This is a genomic window from Mediterraneibacter hominis, assembly GCF_014287475.1.
In the GTDB taxonomy this organism is placed as follows: domain Bacteria; phylum Bacillota; class Clostridia; order Lachnospirales; family Lachnospiraceae; genus Mediterraneibacter; species Mediterraneibacter hominis.
In genome coordinates, this window is the sequence record NZ_JACOPF010000002.1 from 149,174 (window position 1) to 171,408 (window position 22,235).

Annotated in this window: 21 protein-coding genes and 1 tRNA gene; 18 read left to right on the forward strand and 4 right to left on the reverse strand. The window is 42.3% G+C overall.

Annotated elements, in window-relative coordinates; all coding sequences use genetic code 11:
* The first annotated feature begins 201 nt into the window (after positions 1-201).
* The 11 genes from H8S37_RS10165 (at position 202) to H8S37_RS10215 (ending at position 11,789) form a co-directional block, all read left to right on the forward strand.
* A complete protein-coding gene (locus H8S37_RS10165) occupies positions 202-1,071 on the forward strand; it encodes a branched-chain amino acid ABC transporter permease (RefSeq protein ID WP_186875954.1) in 870 nt (289 codons plus the stop codon).
* A gap of 6 nt (positions 1,072-1,077) precedes the next feature.
* Positions 1,078-2,085: a branched-chain amino acid ABC transporter permease gene (locus H8S37_RS10170; RefSeq protein ID WP_186875955.1), complete on the forward strand. Its 1,008-nt coding sequence runs from the start codon at positions 1,078-1,080 to the stop codon at positions 2,083-2,085.
* A 20-nt stretch (positions 2,086-2,105) separates the two neighbouring features.
* Positions 2,106-2,846, forward strand: coding sequence for an ABC transporter ATP-binding protein (locus H8S37_RS10175; protein WP_186875956.1), 741 nt, complete (start codon positions 2,106-2,108; stop codon positions 2,844-2,846).
* Positions 2,839-3,558 (forward strand): ABC transporter ATP-binding protein, encoded by a 720-nt coding sequence (locus H8S37_RS10180; protein ID WP_186875957.1) that lies wholly within the window; start codon positions 2,839-2,841, stop codon positions 3,556-3,558. Before H8S37_RS10175 ends, H8S37_RS10180 begins: the two co-directional genes overlap by 8 nt.
* Positions 3,559-3,651: 93 nt before the next feature.
* On the forward strand, positions 3,652-4,920 hold the full coding sequence (locus H8S37_RS10185) for an ABC transporter substrate-binding protein (RefSeq protein ID WP_186875958.1): 1,269 nt from the start codon (positions 3,652-3,654) through the stop codon (positions 4,918-4,920).
* A gap of 46 nt (positions 4,921-4,966) precedes the next feature.
* A complete protein-coding gene (gene fabG / locus H8S37_RS10190; RefSeq protein WP_186875959.1) occupies positions 4,967-5,707 on the forward strand; it encodes a 3-oxoacyl-ACP reductase FabG in 741 nt (246 codons plus the stop codon).
* A 53-nt stretch (positions 5,708-5,760) separates the two neighbouring features.
* Positions 5,761-6,945 carry a thiolase family protein gene (locus H8S37_RS10195; RefSeq protein WP_186875960.1) on the forward strand — a complete coding sequence of 395 codons (1,185 nt, stop codon included), beginning with the start codon at positions 5,761-5,763 and terminating at the stop codon, positions 6,943-6,945.
* A gap of 72 nt (positions 6,946-7,017) precedes the next feature.
* Complete coding sequence (locus H8S37_RS10200; protein ID WP_186875961.1) at positions 7,018-8,604, forward strand: class I adenylate-forming enzyme family protein; 1,587 nt, start codon at positions 7,018-7,020, stop codon at positions 8,602-8,604.
* Positions 8,601-10,196 (forward strand): acyl CoA:acetate/3-ketoacid CoA transferase, encoded by a 1,596-nt coding sequence (locus H8S37_RS10205; protein ID WP_186875962.1) that lies wholly within the window; start codon positions 8,601-8,603, stop codon positions 10,194-10,196. The genes H8S37_RS10200 and H8S37_RS10205 overlap by 4 nt, the downstream gene beginning before the upstream one ends.
* Before the next feature lie 3 nt (positions 10,197-10,199).
* A complete protein-coding gene (locus H8S37_RS10210; protein WP_186875963.1) occupies positions 10,200-10,601 on the forward strand; it encodes a VOC family protein in 402 nt (133 codons plus the stop codon).
* Between the two features lie 189 nt (positions 10,602-10,790).
* Positions 10,791-11,789 carry an aldo/keto reductase gene (locus tag H8S37_RS10215; RefSeq protein ID WP_186875964.1) on the forward strand — a complete coding sequence of 333 codons (999 nt, stop codon included), beginning with the start codon at positions 10,791-10,793 and terminating at the stop codon, positions 11,787-11,789.
* Positions 11,790-11,851: 62 nt separating this feature from the next.
* Here H8S37_RS10215 and H8S37_RS10220 read toward each other — a convergent pair whose 3' ends face one another.
* From H8S37_RS10220 to H8S37_RS10235, 4 genes are all read right to left on the reverse strand, one after another.
* The gene (locus tag H8S37_RS10220) at positions 11,852-12,976 is read right to left on the reverse strand and encodes a CdaR family transcriptional regulator (protein WP_186875965.1); all 1,125 of its coding nucleotides are present in this window, start codon (positions 12,974-12,976) and stop codon (positions 11,852-11,854) included.
* Positions 12,976-13,749: an SDR family oxidoreductase gene (locus H8S37_RS10225; protein ID WP_186875966.1), complete on the reverse strand. Its 774-nt coding sequence runs from the start codon at positions 13,747-13,749 to the stop codon at positions 12,976-12,978. Before H8S37_RS10225 ends, H8S37_RS10220 begins: the two co-directional genes overlap by 1 nt.
* Positions 13,750-13,951: 202 nt before the next feature.
* Positions 13,952-15,220 carry a M18 family aminopeptidase gene (locus tag H8S37_RS10230; protein WP_186875967.1) on the reverse strand — a complete coding sequence of 423 codons (1,269 nt, stop codon included), beginning with the start codon at positions 15,218-15,220 and terminating at the stop codon, positions 13,952-13,954.
* 92 nt (positions 15,221-15,312) lie between these two features.
* Complete coding sequence (locus H8S37_RS10235) at positions 15,313-16,644, reverse strand: MATE family efflux transporter (protein WP_186875968.1); 1,332 nt, start codon at positions 16,642-16,644, stop codon at positions 15,313-15,315.
* Positions 16,645-16,893: 249 nt separating this feature from the next.
* Between H8S37_RS10235 and H8S37_RS10240 the strand changes: the two genes are divergently transcribed.
* The 7 genes from H8S37_RS10240 to H8S37_RS10270 all read left to right on the forward strand — a co-directional run bounded on the left by H8S37_RS10240 (position 16,894) and on the right by H8S37_RS10270 (position 22,068).
* On the forward strand, positions 16,894-17,568 hold the full coding sequence (locus H8S37_RS10240) for a response regulator transcription factor (RefSeq protein ID WP_186875969.1): 675 nt from the start codon (positions 16,894-16,896) through the stop codon (positions 17,566-17,568).
* Positions 17,565-18,926, forward strand: coding sequence for a sensor histidine kinase (locus H8S37_RS10245; RefSeq protein WP_186875970.1), 1,362 nt, complete (start codon positions 17,565-17,567; stop codon positions 18,924-18,926). Before H8S37_RS10240 ends, H8S37_RS10245 begins: the two co-directional genes overlap by 4 nt.
* A 71-nt stretch (positions 18,927-18,997) precedes the next feature.
* Positions 18,998-19,612 carry a PepSY domain-containing protein gene (locus H8S37_RS10250; protein WP_186875971.1) on the forward strand — a complete coding sequence of 205 codons (615 nt, stop codon included), beginning with the start codon at positions 18,998-19,000 and terminating at the stop codon, positions 19,610-19,612.
* A gap of 236 nt (positions 19,613-19,848) precedes the next feature.
* Positions 19,849-19,920, forward strand: a tRNA-Cys gene (locus tag H8S37_RS10255).
* A 218-nt stretch (positions 19,921-20,138) separates the two neighbouring features.
* Complete coding sequence (locus H8S37_RS10260) at positions 20,139-20,654, forward strand: NAD(P)H-dependent oxidoreductase (RefSeq protein WP_186875972.1); 516 nt, start codon at positions 20,139-20,141, stop codon at positions 20,652-20,654.
* On the forward strand, positions 20,639-21,265 hold the full coding sequence (locus H8S37_RS10265; RefSeq protein WP_186875973.1) for a hypothetical protein: 627 nt from the start codon (positions 20,639-20,641) through the stop codon (positions 21,263-21,265). Before H8S37_RS10260 ends, H8S37_RS10265 begins: the two co-directional genes overlap by 16 nt.
* Positions 21,265-22,068 carry a Cof-type HAD-IIB family hydrolase gene (locus H8S37_RS10270; protein WP_186875974.1) on the forward strand — a complete coding sequence of 268 codons (804 nt, stop codon included), beginning with the start codon at positions 21,265-21,267 and terminating at the stop codon, positions 22,066-22,068. The genes H8S37_RS10265 and H8S37_RS10270 overlap by 1 nt, the downstream gene beginning before the upstream one ends.
* Positions 22,069-22,235 lie beyond the last annotated feature (167 nt).

A 22,235-nucleotide genomic window follows, 5' to 3' on the forward strand; every position in this document is an offset into this window, starting at 1 on the left:
TTTTTTTATTTACAGAGAAACAGAAGATTGTTTTTCAGCACAAAAAAGCAGGGAGACTATTCGGTACCGGTAACGTTGTGGAAAGCCCTCTTTCTCACTTATAATAAAACTACATTTGGTAAATATGTACATAAAATACCGATTAAAATCCGAAAATCAGTGCAAATTACACTGAAACGGGCTGCGAGAAGGAGGGAATTTATGGATACTTTTTTACAGGCAATCACGAACGGCCTGATGGTTGGGGGCATATATGCCCTGATAGGAATGAGCCTGACAATCATTTTCGGAGTTATGAAAATCATCAACTTCTGTCAGGGAGAATTATTGATGGTCGGAATGTATGTATCATTTGTTCTATACGACCAGTTCGGACTAGATCCATTCCTGGCCATTCCATTAGTGGCAATCATCATGTTTGCGATTGGAGCATTATTGCAATCGACAATTATCAACAGGGCAATGAAAAATACAGAGAGTGATGATACGAATGTCTTATTCCTGACAGTAGGGCTTGGAATTCTGTTTACAAATCTATGCCTAATGTTCTTTAAATCAGACTATCGTACGGCGGTCAGTGCGGTCTCACAGAAAAATGTGGAACTGGGCAATATCACGGTAAGTATGCCGAAATTAATCAGCTTCCTGATTTTGATAATTATGTCAGTTCTTCTGTTTTTATTTTTAAAACATACGACTCTCGGGAAACAGATACGTGCGACTTCTCAGAATAAAACGGGGGCACAGGTGTCTGGAATTAAGACAAAGATGGTATATGCGTCTACTTACGGGCTGGGGGCGGCACTTGCAGGTATCACAGGAGCCTGCCTGATGTCCTATTATTATGTGTTCCCGACAGTAGGAGCAGTATACGGAACACGTTCCTTTATTGTAGTAACGTTAGGAGGGCTTGGAAGCATACCCGGTGCATTTATCGGGGGCTTGGTATTGGGACTTTTAGAGACAATCGGTTCGGTTGTAGTCGGGGCATCATTTAAAGATACAGTCGTGTTCCTTGTGTTCATTCTGATTCTGGTTACAAAACAGTTAGTGAAGTCAAAAAGGGGGTAAAGGCACATGAAAAGAAAATTTGGTTCACGACAGATATTATTACTGCTGCTCATTGTGATTGTAGCGCTTCTCCCTCTTTATGTACAGTCGACCTATACGATTACAATCTGCATTATGACTTTTTATATGGCAAGCGCATCACTGGCATGGAGTGTACTGGGTGGGCTGACCGGACAGATTTCCCTGGGGCATGCAGCGTTTATGGGGCTGGGAGCTTACATAAGTACGTTGCTTTTAGTGAATTTCAATGTTTCACCCTGGATTAGTATTCTGATCGTATTTGTAGTTGTAGGCGCAATTACAGCATTGCTTTTATCTCCTTGCTTCGGACTGAGAGGGCCTTATTTTACTCTTGTTACTATCGCGTTTGGAGAGACATTCAGAAATCTGTTTACGAACTGGGAATATGCAGGGAAAGGAAAAGGAATTCTTCTCCCATACGGAGAGGACGACTTTGGGCTGATGCGGTTTTCAGACAAACAGTCTTACTTTTATCTTGGGCTTGGCATGGTTGTATTGATTTATATCATCGTAAAAATGATTGACAAGTCGAAGCTTGGCTACGGGTTAAAAACCGTGCGGGAAGATGAGGACACAGCGAATGCGATCGGAATCAATCCTTGGAAATATAAAGTAATTGCAACCTTTATCAGTTGTGGGCTGATGGCTGTATGTGGTGTGTTTTACGCAAATTATTACAGATTTATCGATCCGGAAATTATGATTCAGACACAGTCTGTAGAGTATCTGATGCCGGCAGTAATCGGAGGAATCGGCAGTGTGACAGGGCCACTTCTCGGGGCAGTTATTATTACGCCTCTTTCGCAGTTTTTAAATGCGACTTTAAGCAGCATTGCGGCAGGCTCCAACCTGGTAATTTATGCGGTGATACTGATTGTCGTAATTTTGTTCCAGCCGCGAGGAATTATGGGATGGTTTAACGGCAGTAAATTAAAAGCCAAAATTGACAAAGTGTTTGATTCCATTGATGGAAAATTATTTAGCAAGAAATAAACTGCGGAGGAGGTACAGGAATGGGAAATATATTAGAGATTAAAAATCTTTCTAAGAATTTCAAAGGACTTAAAGCAGTGAGCAATGTGAGCTTTTCCGTAGAAGAAGGAAAAATTACGGGATTGATTGGCTCTAACGGCGCAGGAAAGACAACGCTTTTCAATATGATAAGCGGAGTATTCCCGCCTACGGAAGGAAACGTAATTTATAAAGGAACAGATATTACAGGAATGAAACCATACAAATATTCCGGGCTTGGAATCGCACGTACTTTCCAGATAATGAAACCATTGGCACATATGACGGTGTTAGACAATGTGGCATCTGGAGCACTGTATGGAAAGAAGAAAATTGGAAGCCTGAAGCATGCAAAAGAATATGCAGAAGAGATATTAGAGTTTACAGGATTGTACGAAAAGAAAGACTGGCTTCCGGGAAATATGGGAACTGCGTATAAAAAGAGGTTGGAGGTTGCAAGAGCGCTTGCGACCAATCCAGATTTGTTACTGCTGGATGAGGTTATGGCAGGGCTGAATCCGACAGAGACAGATGAAGCAATTGAATTGTTTAGGAAGATTAACAGCAACGGGACCACGATCTTACTGATTGAACATGTTATGAGGGCGGTCGCAAATCTTTGTGAAAAAGTAGTTGTCATGCATCATGGGGAGATGATTACAGAAGGAACTCCACAGGAGGTTATGAATGATCCGTATGTAATCGAAATTTATCTTGGAAAGGAGGAGGAAAGTGATGGCTGACAAATACTTTGAGGTAAATAACCTAAATGTAAAGTATGGAGACATACAAGTACTGTGGGATATTAATTTCTATGCCAAAAAAGGGGAAATCATTGCGATTGTAGGCAGTAACGGCGCCGGAAAAAGTACGACAGTAAAAACCTGTGCAGGGCTGGTAAGGGCGGAGAGTGGCTCTATTAAAATGGAAGGCAGAGAAATCGCCAAAGGGACTTGCAGACAATTTATCGATCAAGGTGTAATACTGATCCCAGAGGGCAGGCAGCTTTTCGCAGGGATGACCGTATATGAAAATCTGGAAATGGGAGCGAGCAGCCCGGAGGCTAAAAAGAAGAAAAAAGACACAATGGAACAGATTTTCACATGGTTTCCGAAATTAAAGGAAAGAAAGAACCAGCTTGCCGGAACGCTAAGCGGCGGGGAGCAACAGATGGTCGCTTTTTCAAGAGGCATGATGGGACTTCCGCGGCTTCTGATGATGGATGAGCCTTCGCTTGGACTTGCACCAAATATTGTAGACAATATCTTCAGTATTGCGAAGGGAATTGCCAAGGAGTCAGGGCTTACTATTATTTTGGTAGAGCAGGACGTCCGTAAAGCGCTGAAAATTGCAAACAGAGGGTATGTAGTTGAAAACGGACAGATTACACTGGAAGGAACGGCAGAGCAATTGATGAATGATCCGGAAGTAAAGAAAGCGTATCTTGGAGTATAGGCTTTGCCTGGAAAAAAGTAAGGTGATTGACTGGTTATGAGCAAGTTACATGCGGGTGGTAAGTATCCGTGTGACTAAGAAAGGAGAAAAGGGATGAAAAAGAGAATATTAGCAGTAGTGTGCGCATGTGCATTAACAGTATCTATGCTTATGGGATGTGGAGGAAAAGAAGAATCCGGCGGTTCCGGAGGAGATGGTGGAGATACGATTAAAATCGGTACTTTGTATCCTCTGACAGGAGATGTGGCATCTATCGGACAGAATATTATGCGAGGCGTAGAGTTTGCGGTGGATGAAATCAATGAAAAAGGCGGAATTGACGGAAAGCAGATTGAAATTGTACAGGGCGACTCTGCGGGCGATACAAAGACAGGAATGGCGGAAGCAGAACGCTTGATTACACAGGAGAACGTAGTGGCGATTCTCGGCGCATACCAGAGTAGCGTAACAGAGGTTGTAGCACAGGTGACAGAGCGCTATCAGGTTCCTCTTTTGACGGCGATCTCCACAGCGGATTCTCTGACAGAGAGCGGGTATCAGTATTTCTTCAGGCTGGCTCCGACAAATAGTATGTTCCTGCGTGACATGATTCAGTCTGTTGTAGATTTTTCAGGTCAGAATCCAGAAGTAAAGGCAGGCAGCATTGCGGTATGTGCAGACAACACATTATTGGGACAGGAGACAGCAGAATGGGCAAAATATTTTGCAGAAGAACAAGGAATTGAATATTTGGGAGAGGTGCTCTATACGAAAGGGGCGGCAGATCTTTCTTCAGAAGTCGTGCAGTTAAAGGATTTGAACCCAGATGTACTGGTTGTAGATAATTATATATCTGATGGGATCCTGCTGACAAAAACAATGGCAGAGCAAGGCTATAAACCGGGCATTATGATCGGAAAGGCAACGGCGTATATCGATCCTTCTTATATACCGGCAGTAGGAAATGCGTGCAACGGAATCGTCACAGCGGCAGAGTTTAATCCGGGAACAAAAGGAAAAGAGATTTCAGACGCTTTTGAAAAAGAGTATGAAGTGGCAATGAACGGACACTCCGCAGAAGCGTACACAGCAGTATGGGTGTTAAAGACAGCGATAGAGGAAGCTGGAAAGGCAGATCGTGAAGCAATCAAAGATGCATTGACAAATGTAAAGATTGAAGGATCTTTCCCAGGCGGAGAAGAGATCATTCTTCCTTACGATACAATCGAATTCAGCAATATGGATATGAATGGACAGGAACACACAAATACAAATGGCGGGGCAACACTTACCATTCTTCAAATTCAGAATGGAGAGTACAAGACCGTATGGCCGCTGGAAATAGCAGATGCAGAGCTTCAGTATCCTGCATCTTATGAATAAATAAAGGGCGAGAAGAATATGCAGTAAGTTTGGAGGCGAAAGCAGCATGAAATTATTAGAAGGAAAAGTGGCAGTCGTAACAGGTTCTGCACGGGGAATTGGATTTGGCATTGCAAAAGTGCTTTCAGAGAAAGGCGCACGCATTGTCATTACAGATGTAATGGAAGAAGCTGCGAAGGAAGCAGCAGAAAAACTAAAAGAAGCAGGTGGAGACGCGATTTACGTTGTCAGTGATGTGTCCAAAAAAGAGGACGCGGATAAAATATTTGAGAAGACTACCGAGGCATATGGACAATTAGATATTTTAGTAAATAATGCAGGAATCAATCGGGATATGATGGCACACAAGATGACAGAAGAAGCGTGGGATGCCGTAATTGGCGTCAACTTGACAGGTGTATACCACTGTATTCGATCTGTGCTGCCTTATATGAGAGAACGTGAATATGGAAGAATTATCAATATTTCTTCTGCCGGATGGCAGGGAAATATCGGACAGGCAAACTATTCAGCGGCAAAGGCAGGAGTGATCGGGTTGACAAAAACAATCGCCAAAGAAAATGCGAAGAAAGGAATCACCTGCAATGCAATCTGCCCCGGATTTATCGAGACGACAATGACAACCAGTATTCCAGAGAAAGCATGGAATATTATGGTATCTAAGATTCCGATGGGATATGTAGGAAAACCGGAAGATGTCGGCAAAGCAATCGCATTTCTGGCGTCGGACGAGGCGGCATATATTACCGCTGAGATTATGAACGTAGGCGGCGGTATGGTTCTGTAAGCAGAGAAAGAAAGAGTGGATATAAGGAAAAACGACAGAAGGGAGAACAAAAAATGCGTGAAGAGATCGTACTTGTATCAGGTGCCAGGACGGCGGTTGGAAGCTTTGGCGGCTCATTAAAACAGTTCGAGACAAGTGATTTAGGAGCTATGGCGGTGAAGGAGGCTGTTTTAAGGGCAGGCATGAAGCCAGAGGACATTGATGAAGTGGTAATGGGCTGTGTAGGGCAGTTCGCAGAGAATGCATTTATGGCAAGGCTGTGTTCATTAAAGGCGGGGATTCCCGTAGAAGCAGGTGCATTGACTGTAAACAGGCTGTGTTCATCAGGATTGCAGGCGATTGTGACGGCAGCGATGGAAATTGACAATGGATTTGCAGAAATTGTGGCAGCAGGCGGAGCAGAGAGTATGAGTAATCTTCCTTATTATGTGAGGAAAGCGAGATTCGGCTATCGTATGGGACATGGAGAATTGGAGGACGGGTTGATTACAGCGTTGTCCGATCCAATGACAAGAGATCATATGGGAATTACGGCGGAGAATATCGCGGCAAAATTCAATATTACAAGGGAAGACCAGGATACATACGCCTATGGCAGCCAAATGAAAGCTGCGGCAGCAAAAAGAGAAGGCAGATTTAAAGAAGAAATTATCCCGGTGGAGGTAAAGGTAAGTAAAAAGGAGACGAAGATTTTCGCAGAAGACGAATTTATACGGGAGGACAGTACACTTGAAAAGCTGGCAAAGCTGCGTCCGGCATTTAAAAAGGATGGTACGGTCACTGCGGGAAATGCATCTGGAATCAATGATTGCGGAGCTGCTGTTATCGTGATGAAGGCAGCGGAGGCAGCAAAAAGAGGAATCAAACCAATTGTAAGAATTGTGGATGCCGCAGTAGCAGGGGTAGATCCGGCATATATGGGACTTGGCCCTATTCCGGCTGTAAAAAAACTCTGGGAAAAAACGGGAATCGGAGATGAGCAGATTGGCTTGTATGAATTGAATGAAGCGTTTGCCGCACAAGCTCTTGCCTGCATCAGAGAACTGAAGCTGAATCCGGATAAAGTAAATGTAAATGGAAGCGGAATCTCCATTGGACATCCGATTGGCGCGACCGGCTGTATGATTACAATTAAACTGATGAATGAAATGGTACGGCGCCATGAAAAATATGGAGTGGCAACACTTTGTATTGGCGGCGGACAGGGGCTGGCAGTATTGTTCGAACTGATGGAATAGAAGACAGTGAAGTACAGGAGCAGTTTATAGATGGATATGAACTGCTCCTCTATATTCCAGGGGGAAAACAAAATGGAAATAAGAAATTTATATGATACTTTGAAAAATACGGCAGAAAAATACCCGGATAAAATAGGTATTGCGGATGAAGAAGAAAGGATTACTTACGCAGAACTTTTAAAGCGCACAGATAGTCTGGCAGCATATTTTACAGACAAAATAGGGCTGAAAAAAGGAATGAGGGCGGGAATTGCCATGTTAAACAGTGTACAGTATGTAGTTTGCGTCTATGCGGCGGCAAAAGTTGGAATTGCCCTGGTGCTGATTAATGTAAAGCTTCACGCTAAGGAAATTGCATATATATTGGAGGACACACAGACAGAATATATTATTCTTCAATCAAAGATATGGGAGAAGATTTCCCATGAAGTAAATCATACACGGGTAAAGAATCTTATTCTAGAGGCAAACGTAGTATGCGAACATATGGAAAATTACAAAATTTATAATCTGGCAGAAGGGATACAGTACCAGGGAAAAGCAAAGACGCATCCGGTAGAAGAAAAGCAGGATGTACCAAAACCAGAGGATACGATAGCGGTTTTGTATACATCAGGTACAAGCGGCGTGCCAAAAGGGGTGGAACTGTGTCACAGAGCGATATTGGAGACCGTAATTTCTTATAAGAAAATACTGCGGCTGGATGCAGAACAGAGTACATTACTGGCAGTGCCGCTGTTTCATGTGACGGGGTTTTCCTGCATTATGGCACTTTTCATTTATATTGGCGGGTTTATGCGAATTCTTCCTTCTTTTCATTCGAGGCGGGCGGCAGCTATCCTTTCAGAAGAACACATCAAACATTTTCATGCAGTGCCTACGATCTATCAGATGCTTGTGAATGTAATAGACAGAGAATATGACCTTTCTGGCTTAGAATCTGCAGTTTGCGGGGGCGGATATATTGAGGACCGATTGATGGAACAGTTTCAGACGATTGCGCCGAACGTGCGGTTCCATCCCGCTTATGGGATGACAGAGACGGCGGGTGGAGGCGTACTGTTTCCAGAAAGTTATCTTAAAAGTTCTAAGCGGGGGTCTGCAGGAAAGGTAATGGAAAACTGTGAGATTACTATATTTGATGAGAGGAATCGAGAACTTCCTGTAGGAGAGATAGGGCAGATTGCTTTTCGCGGGCCTATGATTATCAGACAATATCTGCATGGGACAAAGGAGGAAAGCTTCATTGGAGACTGGCTGCTGTCCGGTGATGTGGGAAAATTGGACACAGACGGATATATCTATGTGCTTGGCAGACTGAAATCGATGATAAACAGAGGTGGTGAAAAAATCTATTCTCGTTTTGTCGAGAGAGAAATCTGCGCCTTTTCAAAGGTAAACCAATGTATGGTATTTCCGGTGGAGGATTCCCTGTACGGAGAGGTACCAGGGTGTGTGATCGTACCGGAAAAGAATGTAAGCATTACAGAGCAGGAAGTAAGAGCATTCTTAAAAGAGAGAATACAGAAAACGGAAATTCCACAATATATTGAATTCTGGGATACTCTTCCCAATACGGCAAGTGGAAAGGTAAAGGTTGCATATCTTACCAGTCTGTTTTCCGAAAAATACAGCGTGAAGGAGGAAAAAGAAAAGTGAAACATCCGGTTTTTATTTCCGCACAGCAGGCAGCGGATATGATACAGAGCAAAACAACACTGTGTACCATTGGAATGACATTGGTATCAGCAAGTGAAAGTATTTTAAAGGCAGTAGAGAAAAAATATTTAGAGACAGGAATACCGAACGGGTTGACGTATCTGCATACATGCGGACAGTCTGACAGGAAGAGCGGGAAGGCGCATCTGGCACATGAAGGACTGTTGAAAAGAGTAATAGGAGGACACTGGGGGCTTTGCCCGCCTTTTATGAAACTGATTTCTGAAAATAAAATCGAGGCTTACAACCTGCCGCAGGGACAGATGGCGAATATGTTTCACAGCATGGCGCTTAGAGAGCCGGGCAAGATAAGCAAAATAGGACTTGGAACATACATAGATCCGCGTATCGAAGGCGGAAAAATGAACGCGGTGACAAAGGAAAAAGAAGACATTGTAAATGTGATTACAATAGACAGAGAAGAATATCTGCAATATAAGCCAGTTCCTATCGACACGCTGATTATCCGCGGGACTTACTGTGACGAAAACGGAAATATTACGACAGAGCATGAAGCGATGGTTTTAGAAGTATTGCCGGCTGTGATGGCGACGAAACGTTATAACGGAAAAGTGATCTGCCAGGTGAAGAAAGTGCTGAGAAACGGCACGATTGATCCGAAGAAGGTAACAGTTCCGGGTGTGCTGGTTGACGCGATTGTGGTGTGTGACAACCCATTGGAGGATCACAGGCAGACTTCTTCCTGGTATTATGATCCTTCCTACAGCGGACAGGTATTTGGACAGGAATCCACAGTTGAACCGATTCCGATGAGTGTGCGTAAAATCATAGGTAGACGTGCGCTTATGACACTGGTTCCAGACGTGATTATCAATGTGGGAACAGGGATTCCCAATGACGTGATTGGCCCGATTATGGCAGAAGAAGGGATTGCACAGGATGTCACGATTACAGTGGAGTCTGGTATATATGGAGGAGTACCGGCAGGAGGGATTGATTTTGGAATTTCCAGAAATCCACAAGCGTTGATTCCCCATGACAGGCAATTTGAATATTACAATGGGGCAGGTATTGACTATACATTTATGGGAGCAGGAGAGATGGATGCCAGCGGCAATGTAAATGCAACGAGGATGGGAGACAGGGCTCCCGGAGCAGGGGGATTTATTGATATAACCAGTACAGCACAAAACGTTATATTTTGCTCCACATTTACAGGGGGAGGACTGGAAGTCGAGTATGGCGAACAGGGATTACATATTGTCAAAGAAGGAAAATTCAAAAAACTGGTAAAAAATGTACAGCAGATTTCCTATAATGGAGAGCTTGCCTATCAGAGAGGGCAAAAGATGTATTATGTGACAGAACGGGCGGTATTCCATTTGACGGAGAAGGGGCCGGAGCTGATTGAGATCGCCAGAGGAGTGGATTTAGAAAAAGATATTTTAGGACAAATGGAATTCAGACCGCTGATATCGGACAATCTGATTTACACAGATACCCGTCTCTATATGCCGGAGCGTTTTGGGCTGAAGGAAAGAATTTATGAGAATGGAAAGAAGGAGGCGTAGAAAATGAAACCGCTTAGATTACATCATGTAGGAATAATTATGCCGACAATGGAGAAAGCAGAGGCGTTTTTAGAACAGTTTGGTTTAGAAAAAGATTATATGGAGTATGTGGATGCCTATCATGCATACTGCCTCTTTACAAAATATACAAAAGAAGAAAGTCCTGTAGAACTAATTATTCCAACAGAAGGGGTTCTCACCAAATATAGGGACGGAAAAGGAGGCCTGCATCACATTGCGTTTGAGGTGGAGGACGTAAGAAAGGCAAGAGAAGAATATGAAGCAAAAGGACTTCAGATGTTGGAAGAAACTCCGGTGACAGGAGCAGGAGGGATTATTGTTAATTTCCTAAGACCAAGGTATGGATTTGGCGTGCTGGTAGAATTTGTCCAGAGGATGAAATAGAAATACAGCGAAGAACGTAAGACAAGAAGGTGAAATTATATCGCAGGATGGTGGACACAATAAGGGAGCCAGGTGTCCACCATCCTGCTGGAGTTGACATACTATGCTGGCGTGGATATAATGTTGACAACGCTGGTTATAAACCGGGGAAGAGGAAAATAAGACGGTCAGAGAAAAAGGACGTGAAATATGAAAAATAGAGAAATTGGAAAATCAGGAATTTTTGTTCCCTTCCTTGGGCTTGGAACATGGGCAATTGGAGGCGGAACATGGTGGGGAGATAATGATGACAGGGAATCTATAAGAGCTATTCAGGCAGCGGCAGACAGTGGCATTATGTGGATTGATACAGCACCCATGTACGGGTTTGAACATAGTGAGCAGGTACTTGGAGAGGCATTGAAGGGAAGAAGAGAAAATGTCATATTATCTACAAAATGTGGACTTCAGTGGGAACATAAGACTTCTTGCTATCACAAAACAGTTGAGGGGATAGATGTTTATCGAGACTTATCGAAAAAGGAGATTTTAAAGGCAGTAGATAGAAGCCTTATGAATCTTAAGACAGATTATCTAGATGTGTATTATACGCACTGGCAGGCAAAAGATTTTACAGTATGGCCGATAGAGGAGACAATGGATGCCCTCATGACACTAAAAAAGCAGGGGAAAATTCGTGCAATAGGCGCTTCTAATGTTACAACAGAAAATATAGAAGAATATTGTAAATATGGACAGCTTGATGTGATACAAGAAAAGTACAGCATTCTGACGCGAAGCATAGAGAAAATGATTCCAAGCTGTAAGAAATATGGAGTTTCTATTCAGGCATATTCTCCCTTAGAGCAGGGGCTTTTGACAGGAAAAGCAACAATGGAAACAGAACTTGCTCCAGGAGATGTAAGACAGAACAATATCTGGTGGAGAAAAGAAAACAGAAGTAAAGTTTTACGTTTACTTGAACATTGGAAACCATACTGTGAAAAATATCATTGCTCTTATGGGAATCTGATAATTGCGTTAACCGCCCGGATGATGGAAGGCATACATGTATTATGCGGAGCTCGAACCGTAAAGCAGGTAGATGATAATGTAAAATCTATGAATGTAATAATTGAAGATGCAGACAGACAGCAGATGGAGGCAGAAGTAAGGCAGATTTATCCAGAGCATCAGCCTGCACAATAAAAATGTTATCAGAAAAAGAAGACATCCCCAAGCAGGATGCCTTCTTTTCTACTTAGGAAGAATTATTCATGGAAGCCGTCAAAATAAAGTGCGATGATAAGGGGAACAGCTTCCTCAAGTATTCTTGGATCGTAGCCCGTCAGCAATTTCATTTTAGACAAGCGGTATTGCAGGGTATTTTTATGTATGAACAACTCTTCGGATATTTTTGAGATAGAACCATTGTTTTTTACATAACTTTTCATACATTGTAAAATTTCCGATTTCTGATTCATACTGCATTTTTTAAATATTTCATTGAGAAAGGCTTCTCTTTTAGGGGTGGGAATATTGATCAAAAGCATGGAAATATCTGTTTTTGTATAAATACGGGCTTTTTCCTGCTTTTCAATTTTTGCCATATGACATGCCATATTTGCTTCTTGATAAGATTTACGAAGCCCTGTTTTATCTGTACTAACGCCTCCTATGCCACAGAAGAGACGACATTTATACAACACGCGTAATTTTGATGTTACAGTATCGAGGATTCCGGATACAAGTTCTTCTTCTTTTGCATTATGTACAATGATAATTTTCATTCCTAGGCGTACAACCAGAGGGTGGAGAGTAGAGTGGATTTCACGTTTGATTCTGGCAAGAATGCTTTCAAGATTTTGCTGTTCTTGTTCCTTTGAATAATCTTCTTCCATACATATCTGTAGTACACTTATAATTTTGGGCTCATTTACATTGATATGCAGCATTTCACTTTCCAGTTCATTCTTTTCGCTGTCGTCTCCAAATAAAAGCTCAATGAGAAAAGAACGTTCCAGTTCTTCAACGGCAAGTTTCTGATTATTTTTATACCAGTCGAGAATCAAAATTTCCGTCATCTTCTTAATTACAACACCTAGAGTTCTTACATCATCTACATCTCCGGTAATACCTACGACACCGATAATTTCGTCCTTGATTACCAGAGGAAGATTGATTCCTTTTTTCATACCCTGGTCATCTTTTTCTATAATTAATTCTGGGAGCCGACTCTCCATTAAATTTACAGCGCCTACATGAAGGGAGCCGATTCTTTGCGAATCAGTACTTGCGATAATACAGCCGGTCCGGTCCATGATATTTACATCGTTTTTAATTGTAGCGCCGACTTCTTCCGCAATTCTCTGCATTTGTATTTTTGGAATAATCATTATTTTCCTAGAAAACCGCCGTCAACAGGGATAACAGCTCCCGAAATATAGGCGGAAGCATCGGAGGCGAGAAAGACAACCAGGCCAGATAAATCCTCAGGCTTCCCCCAACGTCCCATAGGAATACGGGAAGTGATCTCATTATATTGTGCTGGGTTTACTTCTTTCATATTTTGTGTCAATTCTGTCGCCATATATCCAGGGGCTATGGCATTAACGTTGATTCCCTGGGAGGCCCATTCGTTAGATAATGCTTTGGTAATCTGTGAGACACCTGCTTTACTGGCAGAATAGGCAGGAATAAGAACGCTGCCAAAAAAAGAGGTCATGGATGAGATATTTATGATTTTTCCGTAATGCTGGCTCAACATAGTTCTACCTGCCATCTGACACATATAAAAAACCGCACTTAGATTAATATCTAGGATTTTTTGCCATCTGTCCTGTGGAAAATCTGCCGCTGGACATCTATATTGGATTCCTGCTCCATTAAGCAGGATGTCAACCCTTCCATTTAGCTTGTCTAGACATGCGCTGTAGATATTGTTCAGGGTTGAGAAATCGGATAGATCTCCTTTTACAGCATGTACGGGAGTACCAGAAGCAGCCATTATATCGGCAGATTCAAAAACCGAGTCCAGGATATCGAGCAATACAACTTCAGCGCCTGCATCATGGAGTGCTTGTGCCATTTTGTTACACAGACCTTTTGCGCCGCCTGTCACAATCGCCTTTCTTCCCTCCAGGCTGAAGCGTTCATTAATAATATCCATAAAATACCTCCTTTTCCATAATTTGTTATTAAATTATTATAGAAAAAGAAAAATATAGAAACAATGTTCCAGAATCCCAAAAAAATGAAAAGTAATTTAGTACAGATAACGAAAAAGTCGGCTTCACGCTACTATCTATTTCCAATTAGGAAGTAAATAGATACTTCTAATTAGAGAATGATAGTAGCATGAAGCCGTTATTTTACTGGAAGAATTGTGCTGCCGCCTTTACGAGATAATCTGTATCTTTTATCCCTGCTGTCTCATAAGGAGAGTGCATAGCAAGTTGGGGAAGCCCAATATCTACAGTGCGGATCGCTACCTGTGTACTAGAGATATTTCCAAGAGTAGAACCTCCCGCCATATCGGAACGGTTTACAAAGATTTGAACCGGCACGCCTGCCCTGTGACAGAGATCTTTAAACATAGCAGAGGAAACGGCATCTGTGCAGTATTTTTGGTTGGCGCTGTATTTTATAACGATACCTTCATTTAAATAAGGACGGTTTGATGGATCCGTTTTATCTGTAAAGTTGGGATGAACAGCATGCGCATTGTCTGCTGAAATCATAAAACTTTTCGCGATTTGGATAAGATACTCTTCCTTTGAAAATCCAAGAGAAGTATTGATTCTGGTGAGGGTATCATACAGGAAGGTAGAGGCTGCACCCTGTCTAGTCTGACTGCCGGTTTCCTCATTGTCCAGCACACAGTGTACGGCAAGAGAGGAAGCCTTTTCACCTGCGAGAAAGCCCTTCAGAGAAGCAAAGGCGCATTGCAGATCGTCCAAGCGTCCGCTGGAGATAAATTCATTGTCAGCTCCCCAGATGGTTCCTTCCTGCCGGTTGTATAAAAAGAGATCATGTCCCAGTATTTCATCTTCTTTTACTTTGGCGGCATCTGCGACCTGCTTAAAAAATGAACTGTCTGCCGCGGTAGTCTTGTAGAGAGGGAGGAGATCCTTCTGAGCGTTGTATTTATATCCGTCATTGGCTTCCCGATTCATATGAATAGCAAGGTTGGGAATCAGAACAAGATCTCTGTCAATATTTACAAGCTTAGAGAGAAACTGTCCATCTGATTTAATGACCACTCTGCCTGCCACAGAAAGAGGCCGGTCAAGCCAGGGGGCACAGAGCATTCCGCCATAGCGTTCGACGTTTAATTTGACATATTTATTTTCTACGGTGATTTCAGGATTTTCTTTGACCTTAAAGGAGGGAGAATCACTGTGGGATGCCAGAATGCGGTATCCTTCCATTGGTTTATGGGGGATAGCAAAGGCAATCAGTGAGGAGTCGTTTCTTGTAACAAAATAATGTCCCCCCTTTTCCAGATTCCATTTTTCATATTCCTTTAATTCGCGAAAGCCTGCTTGGAGCAGTATTTTTCCCATTTCATAGATCGCATGAAAGCTGGTTGGGCTTTGCTTTAGAAAGTGAAGAAGTTCCTGAGCAGTTTTCTGATACATTTTCATACCTCCTGGTAAACGTAATTCTTAGCGGCTTTGCCGCCGCAAAGCTTCGGCGCGGGAATGTGCAAAGCATATTCTTTTGTAAAGTGTCAGGGATGAACGAGTCCAGATATATCCTTTCTATATAACAGGATTCCCACAAGCATAGTCAAAAATTCTGCCACTGGAAATGCAAGCCAGATTCCGGCGCTTCCAAACAAGAGTGGAAGAAGATAGACAAAGGCAACAACCAGAATACAGCCACGCAGGAGGCACAAGGCAAGAGAGTGTATTGCCTTTGCCACAGATTGAAAATAACAAATGAACACCATATTGACTCCCAGGAAAAGAAATCCGGTAAAGTAAATGCGGACGGCAGGCGCAGCGAGGGAAAGAATTTCTGTGGTAGGATCCAGAAAAATATAGGTAAACAGGTTGGGGACAAGGAGTCCTGGAATAAGCGGAAGCATACAGACAATCAGGGAGGTCCGTATAGAAAGAGACTGGATTTTCAAAATTCGTTCCGTAAGCCCTGCACCATGATTGCTGGAAAGGATCGGTTGTGCTGCTTGCTCTACGCCTTTATACAGACAGGTGACGACAATGGCAGTGTTGCTTATGATTCCATATACACTAACCCCAGTGTTTCCTAAGTAGTGAAGGAGCTGCTGGTTAAAGATAAATATAGTAAACCCAGAGGCAATTTCGATTACAAAACTGGTAAAACCGTTGGCAAAAATTTTTCCGAGAAAAATTGGTGAGAAGGCTTTCAGAGAAAATGCAAGCTGGTTTTTGGATGAGAAAAAATGGGTACAGAGAATGAGCACAGTCAAAGAAGAGCCGATAACTGTGGCGAGTGCTGCACCTTTCATTCCCATATCAAGAGGAAATACAAAGAGATAGTCTAGTATAATATTAGTGATACCACCGGTGATGACTGCATTCATAGAGAGTTTCGGGGCGCCGTCGTTGCGTACAAATGTCTGGAGAAAGGAAGAAAAGAAAAATACGCCCATTCCCCATATAATATATGGAATGTAGTCCATAATATATGCAAATGTTTCTTCTGTTGCTCCGAGAAGCCAGGCAATGTCTTCCATAAATAAAACACAGAAAACCAGGGAGATAATCCAGAGAATAAAAGTAAAAATTAAAGCAGTGCTAAAGAATGCATCTCCTTCCGCTTTTCTGCCTTTTCCGCGGGCAATGGACATCAAAACAGAGCCTCCCACACCACAGAGCAGTCCTAGTCCAAAGAAAATATTATAGACAGGCAGCGCGATATTTAAGGCGGCAAGGCCAATTGCGCCCAATCTTTGACCTATGATGATTGTATCGGCTAGTACATAGATAGAAGTCACCATGGTTCCGCAGATAGCAGGAAAGAGATAATGCAAGAATACCTGGCGTACCGGCTTGGTGACAAAATCATTTGTATTCATACGAATCCCTCCTTTTTTATCCATTTCAACTGAATGTAAGGATAACACAGAAAACATTTTGCTACAAGCAGAAAAGTATAGGAAACCCGAATGTTTAAAATCTATTTTAAATCAGAATCACTTAATTTAATTTTAATCTAAAGGATGTATACTCTTAAGATGGGAGAACATATACGTGAAAAGTTACAGGGAATAGTTCTTGCCAACAGGAAAAGGAAAAGAGTATACTAAAGAAATGAGGTGATTTTTATGCGGATTTTGATCGCAGAGGATGAAAAAAGCTTGAATCAGATTATTACTGCCAGATTGAAGGAGGAACATTACAGTGTGGACGCATGCTTTGATGGAGAAGAGGCGCTGGACTATATTGCCGGTGCGCAGTATGACGTGGTGATTTTGGACATTATGATGCCGAAGAAGGATGGTCTGTCTGTTCTAAAGATGTTGCGCAGGCAGAATAAGAATACACCTGTACTTCTACTGACGGCAAAAGATAGTATAGAGGACAGAGTTAAGGGACTGGACGCTGGGGCAAACGATTATCTGGTAAAACCGTTTGCGTTCGAGGAACTGCTTGCAAGAATACGGGTACTTCTTAGAAAACCAGAAGCGGCGGCAGATTCCTGCTATAGAGAAGGCGATCTGGAGGTGCATACAGATACGCACCAGGTGTTAAGGGACGGCAGAGAGATTCAGCTTTCCGGAAAGGAATTTTCCCTGCTGCGGTATATGATACAGAATAAAGGAATCGTGTTATCCAGAGAGAAATTAGAACAGCATCTCTGGAATTATGATTACGCGGGCGGCTCCAATGTAATCGACGTCTATATCCGGTATCTGCGTAAAAAAATTGATGAAGGATATGAAAAGAAGCTGATTCATACAGTGAGGGGAGCCGGATATATATTGAAGGAGAAAGAATGAGGAGACTGTCTTTAAAAGTAAAACTGACGATTGTATATACGGTTTTTATGATTCTTGTTACGTGTACGGCACTTGGCATTTTATTTTCATTAAGCTCGCGGGAAGTGCTGACTTCGACACAGAATCAGTTGGAAACGCGGGTACAGGAGAGTGTGGAGGATGTAGAAACAGAAGATGGAAAGGTGGAGGTAGATGCAGACTTCTATTCTGTGGAGAATGGGATCTATCTTGCAGTATATGAAAAAGATGGATATTTTTTGTATGGAAAGGTCCCTTATGGATTTGATGAACAGCCAGAATTTTCTGATGGAGAGATACGCAGAATACGTGAAAAGAATAAAGAATGGTATGTGTACGATCTTTCTTACCGTCCAGAGCAAGGAAAGACTGTTTATATAAGAGGGATAACGTCCGTTACAGACGCAGAAGAAAGCTTTCGAATTACTCTCCGCTTTTCTATGATTATACTTCCTCTGCTGGCCGGCGTAGAGGCGTTTATCGGTTATCGTTTTACAAGGCGTACACTCCTGCCTGTAAAGAAAATAACGGAAACTGTACAGAACATCCGTACAGATGCGGATCTGTCAAGAAGGGTAGAGTTGACAAAAGGGCGGGAGCATGGTCGAGATGAGATTTATTATCTGGCGCATACATTTGACCAGATGCTCGGACAGCTTGAAGATGTTTTTCAAAGGGAGAAGCAGTTTACGTCGGATGTGTCCCATGAATTGCGTACACCGGTCAGCGTGATACTGGCACAGTGTGAAGCGTGCCTTTCTGAACGGGACCTGCCTGAAAGACAGAAGGAACCGATCAGACTGATAGAAAGAAAAGCACAGGAGATGGCGGGAATGATTTCGAATCTGCTCTTGCTGTCCCGGGCAGATGAAGGCAGACAGAAGCTCAATAAGGAATGTTTAAACATAAGTGAACTGACACAGATAATCGCAGAAGAACAGCAGATGCTTGCGGAGGAAAAGAACGTAAATATCTATACAGATATTGCGCCGGATATATTTGTAAAGGTGGACGAGAGCTTTTATATTCGTCTTCTGGTGAATCTTATATCTAATGCTGTGACATATAGTAAGGAGAAAGGAACAGTTAAAATATCTTTAAAAAGGAAAGGGGAGGAAATCGTGGGTATGGTGGAGGATGACGGAATCGGAATTGCGCAAAAGGATTTGCCGCATATTTGGGAACGGTTTTACCGCGTGGACACCTCACGTACAGACAGCAGTCATTCCGGGCTGGGGCTTTCTATGGTAAAGTGGATTGCTGAAGCGCATGGCGGAAGAATCGAGGCAGAGAGCGAACCGGCAAAAGGAAGCAGATTCATATTTTATCTTCCGATTTAATTTTCTTTTAATGTTTCATGGATATACTGACAATAGGATAGAATAACAAAGAGTAGGAAGGAGAAAATTGTATGATGAAAAAATATATGGCAGCGGCACTGGTTTCAATTATGGTTTTAGGGGCATTTACAGGATGTGGAATTGGAGGCGGCAAAGATATAGGAAAGGATGCCGCACTGGAGGCAGCATTAAATGATGCGGGAGTAAAAGAAGAAGATACTACAAGGCTGAAAGTTTCAGAGGATAGAGATGACGGAAGAAAAACCTACGAGATTCAGTTTGATGTAAATGGTAAAGAATATGAATATGAGATAGACGCATCGGACGGCGGAATTTTAAGTGTGGACACAGAGATGATTCCAAATTCGGCAGCACAAAATAACACACAGGATAAAAATGCGGCAGGAAATGCAGGCTCCGGTGGTAGTCAGACAGGACAGACGCAGGACGGAACAGGCGATGCAGTACAGAATTCTTCAAATGTAGCGATTAGTATGGAAGAAGCCATGCAGATTGCCCTCGAGAGAGTACCCGGCGCAACAGCCAGGGATGTGAAGATAGAGCTGGATTTTGATGACGGACAGTACAAATACGAAGGGGATATTATTCACGAGCAGAGAGAGTATGACTTTGAAATTGACGCAAATACAGGGACTGTCCTGGAGTGGAGTGAAGAAAGAAGATAAAAATAAGGGCAGGCAGGGGAATACGAAATTAGGATTGGAATTTACCTGCTTGCCCTTTTATTTATATAAGATTAAAAAGTGAAATGAAACAGAAAGAATTTAGAAAAAGGTTAACAAAAAAGCAGTTTATAGTTTGACGAAAAACGAAATTTGATGTATACTTTAGAAGTTATATGAATAATATATGCAGTGAGAGTACGTAAGTGTCTAAAAACAGATACTAAGTGCTCCACCAAGGCGCAGTAGCCAAGTGGTAAGGCGTGGGTCTGCAACACCCTGATTCACCGGTTCAAATCCGGTCTGCGCCTCTTTAAAGAACTCGGAAACTTATTGTTTTTCGAGTTCTTTTATTATTTTGGTAATCGGTGAAAATAGATTGAAAAACCTTGTTACATTGTAGCTGCTATGTAATCTTTATTCAAGAGAAATTTGTCTGGGAGGCATCCGAAAGAGGCTTTCGATTTTCACTATACAAAACAAAGGGACTACGGTATAATATTGGAAAATTTAGAGAAGGAGGATACCCTTGAATTTATTATTATCAGACTTCCCTCTGACGGAAGAATTACCGAAATGCGATCAGAATTGTTATGTGGACCTGAACCAAATGAAGATAGCGGGCTGTAAGGGGTGCTTTGGATGTTGGGTTAAGACGCCTGGAAAATGTGTGCTCCGTGATGATGCTGTTAAAATTTATCCTTTAATTGCTAAAAGTGAGCGGCTGATTTATGTAAGCAGACTTTTTTATGGTTCCTATGACGAGCCGATGAAATATATGTTAGAGAGAGCAATTCCCATACAGCAGGCATTTATCCGATTGTATCACAATGAGACGCACCATGTGCAGAGACAAGTTGTAAAAAAACAGGCAGTGATAATCGCCTATGGAGAGAAAGACGAACAAGAAAGGGAGATTTTTAGAAAGCTGGTGGGACGCAATGCAAAAAACATGCAGTTTACAGACTGGAAGATACATTTTTCCCCGGAAAAAGAGGTAGAGAAAGCGATACGCAGGGAGGTTGGACTATGGGAAAGCTTTTGATTATAAATGGAAGCCCGAGAGCGCCGAAATCCAATTCTAAAAAATACGGAGATATTCTTCGGAAATATTGGGGTGAGGGTATCGACGTGTATTCGGTCATATCCCAAAAGCACGAAGAGGTCTGCAAAGAGCTTGGAAAATATGGCGATATTGTATTCGTATTCCCATTGTATGTGGACTCCCTGCCGGCAGTGCTGACGAACTTTATGAAACAGCTTGAAAAAATAGCTGCCAGAAAGGAAAATGATCTTTTAAAAAATTTAAAGGTGCATATACTGATTAATTGCGGTTTTTTAGAACCAGAGCAGAATGATACCGCAATCGAAATTTTTCAGTATTTCTGTGCGAAGAATCATCTGAACTATGGAATGACACTGAAAATTGCTTCAGGCGAAGCGATACTGACAACACCCTTTGCATTTCTGGTAAAGAGAAAGATAAAACGTTTTGTAAAGGATATTCGTGCAGGAAAGAGCAGAACGCTGGACATCTCTATGCCGCTGACAAAAAAGGTATTCCTTGGCGCGTCAACAAAATACTGGCTGCGGTATGGTGAGAAGTTCCATACAACAGAGAAACAGATGAGGACAATGAAGATTGAGGATGAATAATGGAAAATAAAATAAAATTAGTTGCTGTTGACATTGACGGTACGTTTGTACATTCAGATTATACGTATGATATTTCGCGGTTTCAGCGTATTTTGACGCGAATGAAAAGTGCAGGGTGTCATTTTGTCGTAGCAAGTGGAAATCAGTATTATCAGTTGAGAGATTTATTTCCGGGATATTATGATGAATTATCCTTTGTGGCAGAGAACGGAGCGTTTGTAAAAGACGGCACAGAGCTTGTCTTTACTGCAGATATGCCAAAGGAAACCGTAGATTTTGTGATTGACATATGCAGGGAATATACTGAAATATGGAATGTATTGTGTGGAAGAGAAAGCGCATACTGTGAAAGAGGGAATGTAAGCCAGGAGTTTTTTGAACGCACCGGCATTTATTATCACCGGTTGGAATGGGTAGATGATTTCAAACAGGTAAATGACCAGATATTAAAATTTGCGCCGACAGTTCCAGAAGAAAAAACGCATTTTTATTATGATATATTTCGCGAAAGGCTCAAAGGGAAAGTAGAGCCTACAACGAGTGGTCATGGTTCTATTGATTTGATTGTACCAGGCTGCCACAAAGCGTCCGGTTTGAAGCGTCTTGCAGAGCGCTGGGGGATTTTGCCGGAGCAATGTGCAGCTTTTGGAGACGGGGGAAATGATATAGAAATGCTTCGATACTGCGGACATAGCTATGCTATGGACAATGCTCCTAATAATGTGAAAAATGCGGCAAAGTATATATGTCCTTCTAATGAGGAGGATGGCGTACTTGTTACGTTGGAAAAGATATTCATGTAATTGTGCTTTAGGATTGGAACAGCACTTTGCGGTAAGCAGGTATAGCGAACCGTAAAGTGCTGTTTGATGAAAGAAGATATAATTATTCAAGAGTCTTTAACATATGTCTGGCAAGTCTTACCTTACCGCTCAAAGCCCACCTTCCCGAAGGGAATGTATTACGGTAT